Annotated in this window: 12 protein-coding genes; all 12 read right to left on the bottom strand. The window is 73.1% G+C overall.

The window, feature by feature from the left end; genetic code table 11:
* Nucleotides 1-104: 104 nt before the first annotated feature.
* The 12 genes from NBH00_RS14330 to aspS all read right to left on the bottom strand — a co-directional run bounded on the left by NBH00_RS14330 (nucleotide 105) and on the right by aspS (nucleotide 15,979).
* Nucleotides 105-1,313, bottom strand: coding sequence for a type II secretion system F family protein (locus tag NBH00_RS14330; protein WP_254569276.1), 1,209 nt, complete (start codon nucleotides 1,311-1,313; stop codon nucleotides 105-107).
* A gap of 3 nt (nucleotides 1,314-1,316) precedes the next feature.
* Nucleotides 1,317-2,420 carry a type IV pilus twitching motility protein PilT gene (locus NBH00_RS14325; RefSeq protein ID WP_254569275.1) on the bottom strand — a complete coding sequence of 368 codons (1,104 nt, stop codon included), beginning with the start codon at nucleotides 2,418-2,420 and terminating at the stop codon, nucleotides 1,317-1,319.
* Nucleotides 2,421-2,513: 93 nt separating this feature from the next.
* Nucleotides 2,514-4,283 (bottom strand): GspE/PulE family protein, encoded by a 1,770-nt coding sequence (locus tag NBH00_RS14320; protein WP_254569274.1) that lies wholly within the window; start codon nucleotides 4,281-4,283, stop codon nucleotides 2,514-2,516.
* Between the two features lie 31 nt (nucleotides 4,284-4,314).
* Nucleotides 4,315-5,118, bottom strand: a complete 804-nt coding sequence (gene aroE, locus NBH00_RS14315; protein WP_254569273.1) for a shikimate dehydrogenase — start codon at nucleotides 5,116-5,118, stop codon at nucleotides 4,315-4,317.
* Nucleotides 5,119-5,127: 9 nt separating this feature from the next.
* Nucleotides 5,128-6,936 carry an endolytic transglycosylase MltG gene (gene mltG / locus NBH00_RS14310; RefSeq protein WP_254569272.1) on the bottom strand — a complete coding sequence of 603 codons (1,809 nt, stop codon included), beginning with the start codon at nucleotides 6,934-6,936 and terminating at the stop codon, nucleotides 5,128-5,130.
* An 8-nt stretch (nucleotides 6,937-6,944) separates the two neighbouring features.
* A complete protein-coding gene (gene ruvX / locus NBH00_RS14305; RefSeq protein WP_254569271.1) occupies nucleotides 6,945-7,352 on the bottom strand; it encodes a Holliday junction resolvase RuvX in 408 nt (135 codons plus the stop codon).
* A gap of 5 nt (nucleotides 7,353-7,357) precedes the next feature.
* Entirely contained in the window at nucleotides 7,358-9,949 is a 2,592-nt protein-coding gene (alaS, locus tag NBH00_RS14300) for an alanine--tRNA ligase (RefSeq protein WP_254569270.1), read from the bottom strand.
* Nucleotides 9,950-9,964: 15 nt separating this feature from the next.
* Nucleotides 9,965-11,206 (bottom strand): MFS transporter, encoded by a 1,242-nt coding sequence (locus NBH00_RS14295; RefSeq protein ID WP_254569269.1) that lies wholly within the window; start codon nucleotides 11,204-11,206, stop codon nucleotides 9,965-9,967.
* Nucleotides 11,203-11,655: a MarR family transcriptional regulator gene (locus tag NBH00_RS14290; RefSeq protein WP_254569268.1), complete on the bottom strand. Its 453-nt coding sequence runs from the start codon at nucleotides 11,653-11,655 to the stop codon at nucleotides 11,203-11,205. Before NBH00_RS14290 ends, NBH00_RS14295 begins: the two co-directional genes overlap by 4 nt.
* A 231-nt stretch (nucleotides 11,656-11,886) precedes the next feature.
* Nucleotides 11,887-13,314: a tRNA 2-thiouridine(34) synthase MnmA gene (gene mnmA / locus NBH00_RS14285; protein ID WP_254569267.1), complete on the bottom strand. Its 1,428-nt coding sequence runs from the start codon at nucleotides 13,312-13,314 to the stop codon at nucleotides 11,887-11,889.
* 51 nt (nucleotides 13,315-13,365) lie between these two features.
* Nucleotides 13,366-14,121, bottom strand: a complete 756-nt coding sequence (locus tag NBH00_RS14280) for a hypothetical protein (RefSeq protein ID WP_254569266.1) — start codon at nucleotides 14,119-14,121, stop codon at nucleotides 13,366-13,368.
* A gap of 67 nt (nucleotides 14,122-14,188) precedes the next feature.
* The gene (gene aspS / locus NBH00_RS14275; RefSeq protein ID WP_367401333.1) at nucleotides 14,189-15,979 is read right to left on the bottom strand and encodes an aspartate--tRNA ligase; all 1,791 of its coding nucleotides are present in this window, start codon (nucleotides 15,977-15,979) and stop codon (nucleotides 14,189-14,191) included.
* Nucleotides 15,980-16,055: the final 76 nt, after the last annotated feature.

Here is a 16,055-nt window from a genome sequence, read left to right as displayed (position 1 = left end):
CGACGACGTCGTGCCGGTCCCCGGAACGACCGCCGGCCGCGCTCCCCAGCGCGACCGGTGGTCACTCCTGTTCCCCTGTTGGCCGCCCCGACGGCCGCCCGCAGTCACTTGATGGCGTCGTACACCTTGAAGAGGGGCAGGTACATCGAGATGACGATGAAGCCGACGATCGAGCCGACGACGACGATCATGACCGGCTCGAGGATCGAGGTGAGCGCCTTGACCGCGGCGTCGACCTGGTCCTCATAGAAGTCCGCGACCTTGGAGAGCATCGTGTCCAGGGCGCCCGTCTCCTCGCCGACGCCGAGCATGTGCGTGACCATGCCCGGGAAGACCGGCGCGTCCTTGAGGGGGCCGCTGATCGTGCCGCCGTTGCGGACGGAGGTGATGACGTCGCCCATCGCCTTCTCGATGACCGTGTTGCCGGCGGTGCGGCCGGTGATCTCGAGGGCGAGCAGGAGCGGGACGCCGGCGCCCATGAGCGCGGAGAGCGTGCGCGACCAGCGGGCGAGGGACACCTTCTGAACGATCGCGCCGATGCCGAAGGGCACCCGCAGCCGGAAGCGGTCCCACTGCCTGCGGCCGGTCTCCGACACCTTCCACTTGCGGAAGCCGAAGTAGAGCGCGGCGACGCCACCGAACAGGAGGTACCAGTATCCGGTGAGGACGTTGGACATCGTCACCGTGACCTGCGTGATTGCCGGCAGTCCGCCGCCGAACTCCTTGAAGACCCCGATGAAGACCGGGATGAGGAAGGCGACGAGGGCGAGGACGACGACGACCGAGAAGCCGATGACGACGAGCGGGTAGGCCATCGCGGACTTCACCTGCCGGCGCAGGGAGTCCTCCTTCTCGAGCTGGTCGGCGACCCGGAGGAGCGCCGCGTCGAGGACGCCGCCCGTCTCCCCCGCCTCCGTCATGGCGATGAACAGCGGGCTGAAGATCTTCGGGTGACGCGCCATCGCCTCCGACAGCGCGAGGCCGGCCTCGACGTCCTTGCGGATCTCGACGATCGTCCTCTGCAGGAGCTCGTTCTCGGTCTGCGCCTCCAGGACGTAGAGCGCCCGGAGGATCGTCATGCCGGAGTCGACCATCGTCGCGAGCTGCCGCGTCATGACGGTGAGCTCGTCGGCCTTGACGCGCTGGAACATCTTGACGTTCAGCTCGCGCGACTTGTGCTTGTCGGCGATGTCGAGCACGATCAGCCCGCGCTGCTTGAGCTGGTCGGAGACCGCCTGCTTGCTCTCGGCCTCGACCTCGCCGCCGGCCTTCGCGCCGGTAAGGTCCATCGCCTTGAAGACGTAGGTCGACATGAGCTAGGCCGCCGCTCCGTAGTTGACGCCACCGCCGAGCGTCGCGGCCCCGAGGATCCGCCGGAGCTCGTCCGGGGTCGAGGACCGCGTCTCCGCGACGCGCTGGGTGATCTTGCCCGCGCGGACGAGCGCCGCGAGCGCCGCGTCCATCGTCTGCATGCCCACGGTCGAGCCCGTCTGCATCGACGACGGGATCTGGTGGGTCTTGCCCTCGCGGATGAGGTTCCGCACCGCGGCGGTGGGGACGAGGATCTCGCAGGCGACCGCGCGCCCGGCGCCGTCCGCCGTCGGGATGAGCGTCTGGGTGATGACGCCCTGCAGGGCTATCGACAGCTGGACGCGGATCTGCTGCTGCTGGTGGGCCGGGAAGACGTCGATGACGCGGTCGATCGTCGACGGGGCGCTCTGCGTGTGGAGCGTCGCGAAGACGAGGTGGCCGGTCTCCGCCGCGGTGAGCGCCGTGGAGATCGTCTCGAGGTCGCGCATCTCGCCGACGAGGATGACGTCGGGGTCCTCGCGCAGGGCGGCCTTCAGGCCGGCGGCGAAGGAGTGGGCGTCCGCCCCGACCTCGCGCTGGTTGACCATGCACTTGCGGTGGCCGTGGAGGAACTCGATGGGGTCCTCGATCGTGAGGATGTGCTCCTCGCGCGTCGCGTTGATCTCGTCGACCATCGCAGCGAGCGTCGTCGACTTGCCCGAGCCCGTCGGGCCCGTCACGAGCACGATGCCGCGGGGCTTGTTGCACATCTCGTGGACGACCGGCGGCAGGCCGAGGTCGTCGATCGGCGTGATCTGCGCGGGGATGAGGCGGAAGGCCGCCCCGAGCGCGCCGCGCTGGAAGTAGGCGTTCACGCGGAAGCGGGCGCGGCCCGGGATCGCGTACGCGAAGTCGAGCTGCCAGTCCGTCTCCAGGCGCTGGCGCTGGTCGTTGTTGAGGATCGCGTAGACGATCTCCCGTGTCTCCGTCGCGTCGAGCACCGGGTACTCGTCCATCGGCGTCAGCCGGCCGCGGACGCGCACCATCGGATGCGAGCCGGCGGTGATGTGGAGGTCGGACGCCCGGCGCTCCAGGACGTCCAGCAGCAGGTCGGCGAAGTCGAAGCGCATCGTGGGGGTTCTATCGGGAACCGGGGCGCGTTCCTTGAGGGGTTTCGGACCGACTGGACGTCCGGTTCCGGGGCCCCGGCGGGACCCACGACGTCAGTACTCCTCGGCGACGCCCGTGCCCGTCACGCGCGCCACTTCGGCGATCGACGTGCGGCCCTGGCGGACCTTCTCGAGGCCGTCCTCGCGGAGGCGGCGCATGCCGGCGCGCATCGCCGCGACGGCGATCTCGTCGGCCGACGCGCGGTTGATGATGAGCTTGCGCATCTCCTCGGTCACGGTCATGACCTCGTACAGGCCGATGCGGCCCTTGTACCCCGAGCCGCCGCAGCGGCTGCAGCCGACGGGCTCGTACGCCTCGATGTCCATGCGGGCGGGGAAGCCGCTGTCGCGCAGGACGTCGGCGCTGAGGATCGTGCGCCGCTTGCAGTGCTGGCAGAGCGTCCGGGCGAGGCGCTGCCCGACGACGCAGTCGATGGCGCTCGCGACGAGGAAGGGCTCGATGCCCATCTCGATGAGGCGCGTGATCGCGGTCGGCGCGTCGTTCGTGTGCAGCGTGGAGAGGACGAGGTGGCCGGTGAGCGCGGCCTCGACGGCGATCTGCGCCGCCTCCCGGTCCCGGACCTCGCCGACCATGATGACGTCGGGGTCGGCGCGCATCATCGAGCGCAGGCCGGTGGCGAACGTCAGCCCGGCGCGGTTGTGCACCTGCAGCTGGGTGATCCCGGCGACCTCGTACTCGACGGGGTCCTCGATCGTGATGATGTTCTTCTCGGGACTGTTCAGCTCCCCGAGCGCGGCGTAGAGCGACGTCGACTTGCCCGAGCCGGTCGGGCCGGTGACGAGGACGGCGCCGTAGGCCTGGTGGAAGGCGCGCTGGAAGCGGACGCGCTCGGGCTCGAGCATGCCGAGCTTGTCGAGCTCCATGACGACCGCGCTCTTGTCGAGGATGCGCATGACCGCGCCCTCGCCGTGCACCGACGGGAGCGTCACGACGCGCAGGTCGATGTGGCGGCCGTCGATCGTCAGGCCGACGCGCCCGTCCTGCGGCAGGCGCTTCTCGGCGATGTCGAGCTCGGCCATGATCTTGATGCGGCTGATGACGCCGGCGACCATGCGGCGCGGCACCGTCGTCGTGTCCTTCAGGACGCCGTCGACGCGGAAGCGGACGCGCATCTGGCCACCCTCGGGCGCCATGTGCACGTCGGACGCCCCCTGCTCGGCGGCCTGGGCGATGATCTGGTTGACGAGCTTGATGACCGGCGCCTCGTCGGCGGACTCGCGCAGGTCGACGATCTCGGCGTCGTCCTCCCCGGCCTCGTCGGTGGCGGCGGCGACGACGTCGTCCAGGCGGGTGAGCCGGCTGACGAGCGCCGCGATGTCCTCACGCGAGGAGACGGCGGGTTTGACGTCGTAGCCCGTCATCAGGGCGATGTCGTCGAGGGCGAGGACGTTCGCCGGGTCGGCCATCGCGATGAGCAGGCCGCGGTCGCCGAGGAAGGCGACCGGGACGGCGTCGTAGCGGCGGGCCGCGGCATTGTTGATGAGGTTCGCCGCGCCCATGTCGACGTTGAACGCCGTCAGGTCGAGGTGGTCGAGGCCGTGACGCTCGGCGACCGCCCGCGACAGCGCGACCTGGTCGATCTCACCGCGCTCGAGGAGCGCGGCCTCCGGCGTGACGCCGCTGGCCCGGGCGGCGTCGATCGCGGACTCCACGCGATCGCGGGGGACGAGGCCGAGCTCGACGATGACGTCCGTGAGGAAGCGGGCGTTGCCGCCGCGCGAGCGCGGGCGGGTGACGCCGTCCCAGGTCTCTGTCCCACCCTCGGGCGTGGCCGCGACGGCGGTGGCGCCGGGACCCGGCACGGGGCGGAGATGTGGAGGTTCTGGGGTCATGTCATCGGGGTGGTGTTCCACGCGCACCGTTTCGCATGGCGTTGACAGGAGCCTGGACACCGGTCCAGGCCTCGAAGCTCAGTGCGCCCTGCTGGACCAGGAACTCCAGCCCGTCGACAACGGCCACTCCGCGGTCCCGAGCCGCGCTGATGAGAGCCGTGTCGCCGTCCCGGTAGACCAGATCGACCAGACACGCGTATGCACCTGTGGCATCGGCGTCGAGCGGCAGTTCCTTGAATGTCGTGGACACATCGGTCAGCCCGACGCTCGTGCAGTTGACGAGGATGTCGGCCGGGTGGGCCGCGGCGACCGCCCGGACGCCGAGCTCGGCGGCCAGCCGCTCCGCCCGCCCGGGGCTGCGGTTCCAGACCGCGACGTCGGCCGCCCCCGCCTCGCGGAGCGCCCACACGACCGCGCGGGCGCTGCCGCCGGCCCCGAGGACGAGCGCAGTGCGCCCCGCCGGCGGGAACGGGAGCGACGCGACGAGGCCCGGTGCGTCGGTGTTGTCGGCGTGGATCGTGCCACCGGAGCGGAAGCTCAGCGTGTTCGCCGCCCCGATCTCGCGGGCGGCGTCCGTCGCGTCGTCGGCGAGGGCGAGCGCCGCCTCCTTGTGCGGGATGGTGACGTTCGCCCCGGCGAAGCCCGCGCCCGGGAGCGCCCGCACCGTCTCGTCGAAGAGCTCCGGCGGGACCGGCAGGCGCTGATAGGTCCAGCCCTCCAGGCCGAGCGCCGCGATGGCGGCGCCGTGCATGGCGGGCGACCGGCTGTGCGCCACCGGCCAGCCGAGCACCCCGAGTCGCGGCACGCGTGCCGCTCAGCAGCTCGACGGGTCCTTGCCGCCGAGCTGGTCGCGCTTCGCGTTGTAGGCGGCGACGTCCTTCTGGAACTGCGCGTCGGTGGAGCTGAAGGCGTGCGCGCCGTGGCCGCACGGCTTCACGACGTAGTAGAGGTACGGGACCTTCGCCGGGCGGGCGGCGGCCTTGAGCGCCGCGAGCCCCGGGTTCGAGATCGGGGTCGGCGGCAGGCCCGTCTGGTTGCGCGTGTTGTACGGGGTCCTGGCGTCGAGCTCGGACTGGCGGATCGGACGGGCGTTCGCGCCGTAGTTCCCGGTCTCGTAGCGGGTCGTCGCGTCGATCTGCAGCGGGATGCCCTGCTTCAGGCGGTTGTAGATGACCGCGGCGATGAGCGGGCGGTCCTTCGCGAGCTGCGCCTCGTTCTCGATGAGCGAGGCGATGATGAGCACGTCGTAGCGCGTGAGCTGCTTCGACTTCGCGTACGCGTAGCTCAGACCGGCCGTCTGGCGCTTGAAGTCCTGCAGCTGGTCCTTCACGAGCGTGCCCGTCGAGGCGGTGGTCCGCAGCTGGTAGGTGTCGGGGAAGAAGAAGCCCTCGAGCGTCTTCACGTTCGCGGGTGCGCCGAGCTGACGGGCGGTGTGCATCGCGCTGACGCTGCGGGTCGCCTTCGTGTAGCTGCCGCGCAGCTGCGCACGGTGGGCGATCGACGCGATCTGCTTGATCGTCAGGCCCTCGGGGATCGCCACGGTGACGGTCGCGGCGGCCTTCGGGACCGCCGTCATCGCGTCGATGGCGTCGCCGTAGCTCATGTCGAGCTTCAGGACGTGGACGCCGGAGCGCAGGCGGTCGCGCTTGCCGGCCAGGCGCGCGCGCAGCGAGAAGATCGTCGCGTTGTCAACGACGCCGGCCTTCACGAGCTGGTCGCCGATCTGCTTGGCGCCGGACCCCTCGGGGACGACGACCTGGACGCGGCCGTGGCCGTCGCCGTGGAACGGCTGCCAGATCTTGTTCGCGCCGTAGGCGGCGACGAGCAGGACGAGGACGAGGAACGCCGGGACGATGCGCCTCATGCCGCGACGTGACCTCGGGGTCCCGCGGGGCGGGGCGCCGAAGCGCGGCGGGCCCTGGGCGCCGGCGGCGCTGGCGAGCGCCGAGGCGGACACGCGCTTGGTGCCGAGCGGCCGGTCGGCGGGATCGTCGGGGCCGAGGACGCGGACGGCGGGGATGTCATCGGTGCTCTCCAGCTCGACGTCGGAACGGGCGGTGACGGGACGGCGGAGCGGCGGGTCGTCCGCGAGGTGGTCGACCCGCGTGGGCTCCGCGTCCTCCCCATCCTGCTCCCAGCTCAGGGCGGGGCGCGGCGGGATGACCGGGCGGGCCGGCGGCTCGAGGACCGGGTCCGGGACGGGCGCGGGGTCCGCGGCGAACGGCTCGTCGCCCGGCGCGTCGAAGAAGTCGTGCGCCGCGGTCGGCGGGTCGTCATGCGGCGACGCGGGCTCCGGGTCGTGCCACTCCGGCTCGGCGGGGGCGGCGGGCTCCGGTTCGTGCCACTCGGGCTCGGCGGGGGCGGCGGGCTCCGGGTGCGCGGCCGCGGGCTCATGCCACTCCGGCTCCGGGTGGACCGGCTCGTCCCAGGCCGGGCCCGGCTCGATCGGCGCGACGGGCGCCCCCGGCTCCACGACCTCGTGCTCGCCGGTGAGCGGCGGCAGGTCGGCGGGCGCGCGGCCCTCGCGGGCGGCCCGGCGCGCCTCGCGCTCGCGACGTGCGGCTTCCCGTGCCTCTGCGCTGCGGGGTTCCCCGCCGCCGCCGCTGCCGCGGCCCTTGCCCAACCGTGGACTCATAACCCGTTGTTTCCGTGCCGGACGAGCCAGTCCTCCAACAGAACCGCCGCCGCGCGCGAGTCCTCGGAGGTCGTGGCGTCCCCGCCGGCGGCCCGCGCCGCGATCGTCGTCGTGAAGCGCTCGTCGTAGAGCTCGACCGGGACCCGCGGGAGCGCCTCCTGCAGCCGGCTCGCGAAGGCGCGCGCCTCGGTCGTCTGCGCGGTGTCGCGGCCGGAGAGGCCGAGCGGCAGCCCGACGACGACGCGCTTGACGCCGCGCTCGCGGACGGTGCCGACGACGCGGGCGAAGCCTTTGCGGCTGTCGGGCCGCAGGACGGGCTCGATCGGCGTCGCGAGCGTGCCGGTGGGGTCGCTGACCGCGCACCCGCACCGCGCACTGCCGTAGTCGAGAGCCAGCACCCGCATGGGGTCTACGCGAGGGCCGCCTGGATCGCGGCGCGGGCGGCGTCGAGCGCGGCCCCGAGCTGCTCGGGGTCGCGGCCGCCGGCCTGCGCCATCGTGTCCTTGCCGCCCCCGCCGCCGCCGACGACCTGCGCGGCGACCTTGACGATCGCGCCCGCCTTCACGCCGCGGGCGATCGCGCCCGGGCCGGCCGCCGCGACGAGCGAGACCTTGCCGTCCGTCGTGGAGCCGAGGACGGCCACGGCCGCCTCGCCGAGGACGTTGCGCACCTTGTCGGTGAGGTCGGCGAGGTCCTTCGGGCCGACGCCGTCGACGCTGCTGGCGAGGACGGCGACGCCGTCGAGGAGCTCGGCCTCGCCGGCGATGCGGTCCACCGCGCCCGCGTCCACGCCGCCCCCGGCCTTCGCCGCGGCCTTCGCCTTCGCCTGCAGCGCGCCGATCGCGTCGACGACGCCCTCGGGCTTCGTGCGCAGGGCGTCGGCCGCCTGCGACAGGGCCGCGTCGTGCTCACGCAGGAGGGCGACCGCGCCGGGGCCGGTGAGGGCCTCGATCCGGCGGACGTTCGCCGCGCTCGAGCCCTCAGCGGTGATCTTCACGACGCCGATCTCGGCGGTGGACCGCACGTGGGTGCCGCCGCAGAGCTCGCGCGAGAAGGACCCGTCCCCCACCTCGACCATGCGGACGACGTCGCCGTACTTCTCGCCGAAGAGCGCCATCGCGCCGAGCGAGCGGGCCTCGTCGAGCGTCGTCTCCATCGCGCGCACCGGGTGGTTCTGCAGGACCCAGGTGTTGATCTGGTCCTCGACCTGCGCGCGCTCGGCCTCGCTGAGGCGCTGGGTGTGGGTGAAGTCGAAGCGGAGCTTGTCCGGGCCGACGTACGAGCCGGCCTGGCGCACGTGGTCGCCGAGCGTCTGGCGCAGCGCGGCGTGGAGCAGATGGGTCGCCGTGTGGTTCGCGGCCGTCGCGTGGCGCGCGGCGCGGTCGACGTGCGCGGTGACGCGCTCGCCCTCGTGCAGCTCGCCCTTGAGGAGCTCGACGACGACGGCCTGGTCCTCGCCGGCGCGCAGGACGTCGGCGACGCGGGCCTCGCAGTCGCCGCCGTCGCAGGCGATCGTGCCGGCGTCCGAGACCTGCCCGCCGCCCTGGGCGTAGAACGGGGACTCGGCGAGCTTCACGAACGTCCGGCCGTCACGCTCGGTGACGGCGGCCACGGTCGTGTGCTGGTCCAGGTGCTCGTAGCCGGTGAAGGTCGTCGGCTTGTTCGAGAGCCCGCGGACGAGGTCGGCGGCGCCGCCGACGCGGCCCTTCGCCCCCGCTCCGCCGGCCGAGCGCAGCCGCTGCTCGTCCATGAGGACCTTGAAGCCCGCCTCGTCGACGGTGACGTCGGCCTCCGCGGCGACCTCGACGGTCATCTCGATGGGGAAGCCGAAGGTGTCGTGGAGCTGGAAGGCGGCCGCGGCGTCGAGGTCGCCCTTCTCCAGGTGCTGCTCGAGGAGGCCGAGGCCCTGCTCGAGCGTGCGGCCGAAGCCCTCCTCCTCCGCGCGCACCCACTTGAGGATGCGCTCCTTCTCGGTGTGCAGCTCCGGGTAGGCGGTCCCCATCGTGTCCAGGACGACGTCGACGTAGCGCGGCAGGAAGCCGTGCGGGGCGCCGATGCGGCGGCCGTGCTGGATCGCGCGCCGCATGAGGCGCCGCAGGACGTAGCCGCGGTCCTCGCTCGACGGGACGACGCCGTCGGCGATGAGGAAGGTCATGCCGCGCGTGTGGTCGGCGAGGATCCGCAGCGAGCGCTCCTCCGGCTCGGCGACGGTCGCGAGCTCGCGCCCGAGGTCCATCAGCGGCACGAACTGGTCGGTGTCGAAGACCGTCTCGACGCCCTGGAGGATGACCGCCATGCGGTTCAGCCCCATGCCGGTGTCGATGTTCTGGTTCGGCAGCGGGGTGAGCGTCTTCTGCTCGTCCTGGTCGAACTGCATGAAGACGAGGTTCCAGAACTCGAGGAAGCGCTCGTTCTCGCCGCCGGGGAGGTCGTCCTCCGCGCCGAACTCCAGGCCGCGGTCGAGGTAGAGCTCGCTGCACGGGCCGCACGGGCCGGTCTCGCCCGACCACCAGAAGTTCTCCGACGCGGGGCACTCGATGATGCGCTCGCGCGGGACGCCGACCGAGAGCCAGGCGTCGATCGCCTCCTGGTCGGCGCCGATGCCCATCGCCGGGTCGCCCTCGAACACGGTCACCCAGACGTCCTCGGGCTTGAACCCGAAGCCGTTGAGGGTCAGGTCCCACGCGAACTCGACGGCGCCCTGCTTGAAGTAGTCGCCGAGCGAGAAGTTGCCGAGCATCTCGAAGAACGTGAGGTGCCGTGCGGTGACGCCGACGTTGTCGATGTCCGGGGTGCGGAAGCACTTCTGGCAGCTCGTCAGGCGCGGGGCCGGCGGCGCCTCCAGGCCCATGAAGTAGGCCTTCAGCGGGTGCATGCCGGCCGTCGTGAGGAGGACCGACGGGTCGAAGGCCGCGGGCACGAGGGACCCCGAGCGCTGGCGCTTGTGCTCGTGGGCCTCGAAGAAGGCCAGGAAGGTCTCGCGGATCTCGTCGGACGTCACGTCCGTGATTGTCGCTCAGGTGGCGACGGGGTGCGTCGCGGCGCGCAGGTGCGCACGCTGGCGTGCGGCCGTCGTCAGCGCGGCGACCCCGGCGCCGGCGGCGGCGACCGCGCCGACGGCGAGGCCGGTACGCGCGCCGAAGTGCTCGCAGACCGCGCCGAGGATCGGGGCGCCGATGGGCGTGGAGCCGAGGAAGACGACGCCGTAGAGCGCCATGACGCGGCCGCGGAGGGCAGGCGGCGCGGCGAGCTGGAGCTGGGCGTTGACGGCGCTCGTGAACGTCACGCTCGCCGCGCCGACGATGACGAGGGCGGCGAGGACGAGGTCGAGCGTCGGGGCGACCGCGGCGAGGCCGAGCGCGCCGCCGAAGACGACCGCGGAGCCGGAGATGAGCGCGGGCGACGTCTGGGCGCGGGCGCCGTTGACGAGGGCGCCGACGATCGCGCCCGCGCCCATCGTCCCCATGAGCAGGGCGTAGGTCGACGCGCCGCCGTGAAAGGTGTACTTCGCGAGCAGCGGCAGGACGGTCTGGAAGTTGTAGGCGAGCATGCTGACGACGGCCATCGTCGCGAGCGGGACCCAGAGGGCCTCGTCGCCGCGGACGACGGTGAGCGCCTCGCGGATCTGGCCCCGGCCGCGGGGTGAGGGGGGCGCGTCGTGCAGCTCCGCCGGATCCATGCGGCTCAGCGCGAGGAGCATCGCGCCGAACGAGAGCGCGTTGAGGAGGAAGCACGTCGCGACGCCACTGAGCGCGATGACGGCGGCGGCCGCGGCGGGTCCGGCGATGCGCGCGGTCTGGACGAGCACGCCGTTGAGCGAGACGGCGTTGACGACGGAGCCCGGGCCGACCATCTCGCTGATGAAGCTCTGGCGGGTCGGGTTGTCGATCGCCGTGACGAGGCCGCGCGTGAGGACGAGCGCGTAGACCATCCACAGCGTCACGACGCCGCTGACGGTGAGGACGAAGAGCGTGAGCGCCGGGAGGATCATGAGCGTCTGGGTCGCGACGAGCACCCGCCGCTTCGGGAAGCGGTCGGCGAGCAGCCCGCCGTACGCACCGAGCAGGAGCATCGGGAGGAACTGCAGCGCCGTCGAGACACCGAGGGCGACGCCCGAGGACGTGAGGCTGAGGACGAGCCAGGCCTCGGCGACCGTCTGCATCCACGAGCCGCTGACCGAGATGACCTGCCCGGTGAAGAACCGGCGGAAGTTCGGGATCCGGAGGGAGGCGACAGAGCGCCTGAGGCCGGCGCTCATCCGCGGCCCTCCTCTTCCAGGATGCGCTCGAGGATCGCCGCGGCGCGGTCGAGCGTCGCCTGGTCCTCCGCGCTGACGTGCTCGAGCGCCCGGGCGAGGTAGGCGGTCTTCCGCTCGCGGGACTCCTGGACGAGCACCCGGCCGGCGTCGCTCGCCGCGACACGGCAGGAGCGGCGGTCGTCCGGGTGGGCCGCGCGGACGAGCAGCCCGTCCTCCTCCAGGCGGGCGATGATCCGCGTCGCCGTCGGTCGCTGCACGCGCTCGCGCTCGGCGAGCTCGGAGGGCGTGAGGGGTCCGTGGCGGTCGATCGTCGCGAGGGCGGCGCCGAGGGACGGCGAGAGCCCCGACTCCGCCCGCTGGCGCAGGCGCCGCGCGAGGCGCGTCGTCGCCAGCCGGACGCGGTCGGCGAGCTCGGTGTGCGTGAGCGGTGGTGGCGGTGCGGTGGACATACGACGACCTTCCGGTGAGGTGCTTAGCGAAGGTAGTTACCTTGCGTAACCACATCGTAGCAACGCCGATCCGGCCCCCGGCGCGGCCGCCGCGCGAAGGTGAATGCAGGTTCCGGGTGCCCACAGCACCGTGAAGCTTCATTCAGCTTCCGTCGCGAAGGTGAATGAAGGTTCCGGGGGCTCACGGCACCGTGAACCTTCGTTCAGCTTCCGATGAGGCCGCGGCCGGCGTCAGCGGCGCGAGATCGTCGCGTGGCCGGCGACGGTGTCGCCGTCCATGAGGACCGCGAGCTGGCCGGGGGCGACGCCGGCGAAGGCGTCGCCGAGCAGCAGCTCTCCCCCGTCCGCGCTGAGCGAGGCCGCGACCGGGGCGGCGTGGGACCGCAGGCGGGCGGCGCGGATCCGCGCGGGCGCGCCGTGGACGACGACGTCCTCGACGGGCAGGCTCCGGACCGCGAGCGCCTCGCGCGGCCCGACCGTGACGGTATTGGCGCGGACGTCCGTCCCGAGGACGTAGAGCGGCTCGCCGGTGCCGCCGGTCGTGACGACGCCACGCCGCTGGCCGACGGTGTAGGCGTGCGCGCCGCGGTGACGCCCGAGGACGGCCCCGGCCCGGTCGACGATGTCCCCCGGGCGCTCACCCAGCCCGCCGTGACGGGCGAGGAAGGCCTCGCGGCCCGTCCCGGCGAGGAAGCAGAGGTCCTGCGAGTCAGGTTTCTGCGCGACGGGCAGCTCGGCGTCGGCCGCGAGCGTGCGGACCGCCGGCTTCGTCAGCTCGCCGAGCGGGAAGCGCAGCCGCGCGATCGACCCCGGGTCCAGGCGGGCGAGCATGTAGCTCTGGTCCTTGTCGACGTCGGCGGCGACGCGGAGCAGCCCGTCCTGTGCCTTGCGGGCGTAGTGGCCGGTCGTCAGCGTCGCGGCGCCGAGACGGTCGGCGTAGTCGAGCATCGCGTCGAGGCGGACGTGGCCGTTGCAGCGCACGCACGGGTTCGGCGTGAGCCCCGCCGCGTGGGCGCCGAGCCACGGGTCGACGACGCCCGCGCGGAACTCGGCCCGCAGGTCGAGGGTGAGGTGCGGCAGGCCCATGCGGTGGGCGACGGACCGGGCGCCGCGCACGGCGTCCGCGGAGCAGCAGCTCTTGGACCCGTCGTGATCCTCGTCCGCCCACAGCTCGAGCGTGACGGTCACGACCTCCGCCCCGCCCTCGGCGGCGAGCAGCGCGGCGACGGCGCTGTCCACCCCGCCGCTCATGGCGACGAGGGTGCGCTCCGCCCCCGCCGGCGCCGGGACCGCCGCCCCCGCCCGCACCGCCGCCCCGAGCGCGCGGTGCAGCGCGTCGGACGCGAGGTCGGCGGCGTGGAGCTTGCCGACGCTGAGGCCGCCGAGCGCGGCCGCGACCTCCCGCGACCCGACACGCGCGGCGTCGAGCACCGGGGCGCCGGACACGAGCTCGACGACCGCCGACCCGGCGGCGATGACGGCGCCGCACCCGGACGCCTCGAAGCCCGCCGCCGTCACGCGGTCCCCCGCGACGGTCAGCGCGATGGTGACGAGGTCACCGCAGGCGGCGCCCCCCGCGGCGCCCGAACAGGCGCCGTCGGGGACGACCCCGCGGCCACGCGGGTAGGTGAGGTGGTCCTCGAAGCGCTCGTCGGCCACCGCCCGAGTGTAGGCGGCGGCGACGCGGTCAGACCGGCCGCTCGGCCGGGCTCAGCCGCTCCGGCGGACGTCGCCGACGAGCTGGTTCAGCTCCGCGACGGTCGTGAACCCGACGATCGTGTGCGCCGCCTTGTCACGGCCGATGACGAGGACGGTCGGGGCCTGCACGACGTGGACGCCGCGGGTGATGGCCTCGTAGTCGCCGACCTTCGCGATCGACACGACGCGAACCTCGACCTTGCCGCCGCGGCGGTCGACGCCCTTCACGGCGCGGCGGACGGCCTTGTCGTCGGTCGCGGTGCGCGACGCGAAGAGGACGACCTCGGTGCGGCCGCGGTCGAGCCCGGCGAGGATCGGGGCCGACGGGTCGCCGCCGATCGCGAGCTTCGGGGTGGCCGGCGTGGCGGCCGCGGGCGTGCCGGCGGCGGCCGACGTCGCGGCCGGCGGAGCGGCAGCGGTCGCGGCGGCGGGCGTGCTCGTCGTGCCCGCGGCGGCGCCGCCGTCGGACGCGGCGGACCCCGTGGCGGCCTTCGCGGCCGCGTCGGTCGCGTTCGCGGAGCTCGCCGACGTCGCGGCCGCGTCCTTCGCCTTGCTGACGGCCCTCGAGAGACCCTTCAGACCCGGGGCGGTCGGGCCGGAGGACGTGCCCGGCGTCGTCGTCGCCGGGGTGGCCCGAGCCACCGCGGCGGGCGTGGCCGCAGGGGGAGCGGAGGAGTTGTCCTTCGGCTTCAGCACCAGGAGATAGAGCGGTGCGAGCAAGACGATCGCGACGAGCGCGATCCGGTACGGAAGGGAAAGCTGTTCCACAGGGGTTGAGTCGGCCAGTCGGCGCTCGGACTTGAGCGCCGAAGGCCGTTCTCATGGACGGCCGGCCCTAGACGGGCGGCGGGACGAGCGACTTCACGCCGAGCTCACGGAGCTGCTGCTCGTCGACCGGCGCGGGCGCACCGGTGAGCGGGTCACCGCCGGACGCCGTCTTCGGGAAGGCGATGACGTCGCGGATCGACTCCTTGCCGGCCAGGATCGCGACGATCCGGTCGATGCCCATGGCGATGCCGCCGTGCGGCGGCGCGCCGTACTTCAGCGCGTCGAGGAGGAAGCCGAAGCGCGCCTCCGCCTCCTCCGCGTCGAGGCCGATCGCGTCGAACACCTGCTGCTGGACCTCGGGGGTGTGGATCCGGATCGAGCCGCCGCCGATCTCGGTCCCGTCGAGGACGAGGTCGTAGGCGCGCGAGCCGACGCTCGCCAGGTCGTCGAACGATCCCGACGGTGCCGTGAACGGGTGGTGGATCGCGGTGAAGCCGCCGTCCCCGGTCGGCTCGAACATCGGCCACTCGACGATCCACAGCGGGTGGTGGACACCCTCGGGGATGAGGTCGAACCGCCCCGCGATCTCCAAGCGCAGCGCGCTGAGCGCCGCCGCGGTCACCGGCTCGGCGTCGGCGACGAAGAGCAGCAGGTCACCCTCGGACGCGTCGAGCGCGGTGTTGACCGCCCCGATCTGCTCCGGCGAGAAGAACTTCGCGAGGTTGCCGACCCACCCGCGCTCGGGGTCGTCCGCGTTCGGCCCGACGACGATCGGGGCGGTCGCCTTGGCGCCGTGCCGCTGGACGACCTCGTTGAGGCCGTCGAGGTCCTTGCGGGACATCTGCCGCGGGCCGGCGTTGAAGGCGCGCACGACGCCGCCGCCGGTGATCGTCTTCTCGAAGATCCCGAATCCCGAGCCGCGCAGCGCCTCGGTGACGTCGCCGATGTGCAGGCCGAAGCGCGTGTCGGGCTTGTCGTTGCCGTAGGTCAGCATCGCCTCGGCGTACGCCATCCGCGGCCACGGCGTCGGCGGCACGCGGAAGTCGGCCGCGGCGAAGACCTCGCTCATGACCTCCTCCATGACGGCGATGACGTCCTCCTCCTCGACGAACGACATCTCGAGGTCGAGCTGGGTGAACTCGGGCTGGCGGAAGCCGCGCAGGTCCTCGTCGCGGAAGCAGCGCGCGATCTGGAAGTAGCGCTCGTACCCGGCCATCATGAGCAGCTGCTTGAACAGCTGCGGGGACTGCGGCAGCGCGTACCAGGACCCCGGCTGCAGGCGCGAGGGGACGAGGAAGTCGCGGGCGCCCTCGGGGGTGGAGCGCGTGAGGATCGGCGTCTCGACCTCGAGGAAGTCCTGGCGGTCGAGGACGTCGCGCATCGTCTTCACGATCCGGTGGCGCAGCGCCATCGTCTGCTGCATGCCGTCCCGGCGCAGGTCGAGCGCACGGTGCGTCAGGCGGAGGGTCTCGTCGACCGCGCTGTCCTCGTTCACCGGGAACGGCGGGGTCTCGGACTCGGCGAGGACGTCCATCGCCGTGACGGACAGCTCGATCGCGCCGGTGGCGAGGTTCGGGTTGACCTGCGCGGGGTCGCGGTCGACGACCGTCCCGACGGCGGAGACGACGTGCTCCGTGCGCAGGCGCTCGGCGGCCGCGAACGCCTCGCCGCTGGAGTCCGGGTGGAAGACGAGCTGCACGAGGCCGGAGCGGTCGCGCAGGTCGATGAAGATGAGGCCGCCGTGGTCGCGCCGGTTGTTCACCCAGCCGCTGACCCGGGCGGTGCTGCCGCTGCGCGACGCGTCGAGGTCACCGCACCACGTGTCGCGGTAGGCGTTCGCGCTGGCGACCTGCTGCATCTTCGTGCTCACGTCTTGACCTTTCGTAGCGCCGCCCGGATGTGTGGACCGCGGGCCGTGCCGGCTCCGCCCTCCG

The sequence above is a fragment of the Paraconexibacter antarcticus genome, assembly GCF_024220175.1.
Taxonomy (GTDB): Bacteria; Actinomycetota; Thermoleophilia; order Solirubrobacterales; family Solirubrobacteraceae; genus Paraconexibacter; species Paraconexibacter antarcticus.
The sequence above is the reverse complement of the archived record's forward strand: the minus strand, read 5'-3'. Positions and strand labels throughout refer to the sequence as shown.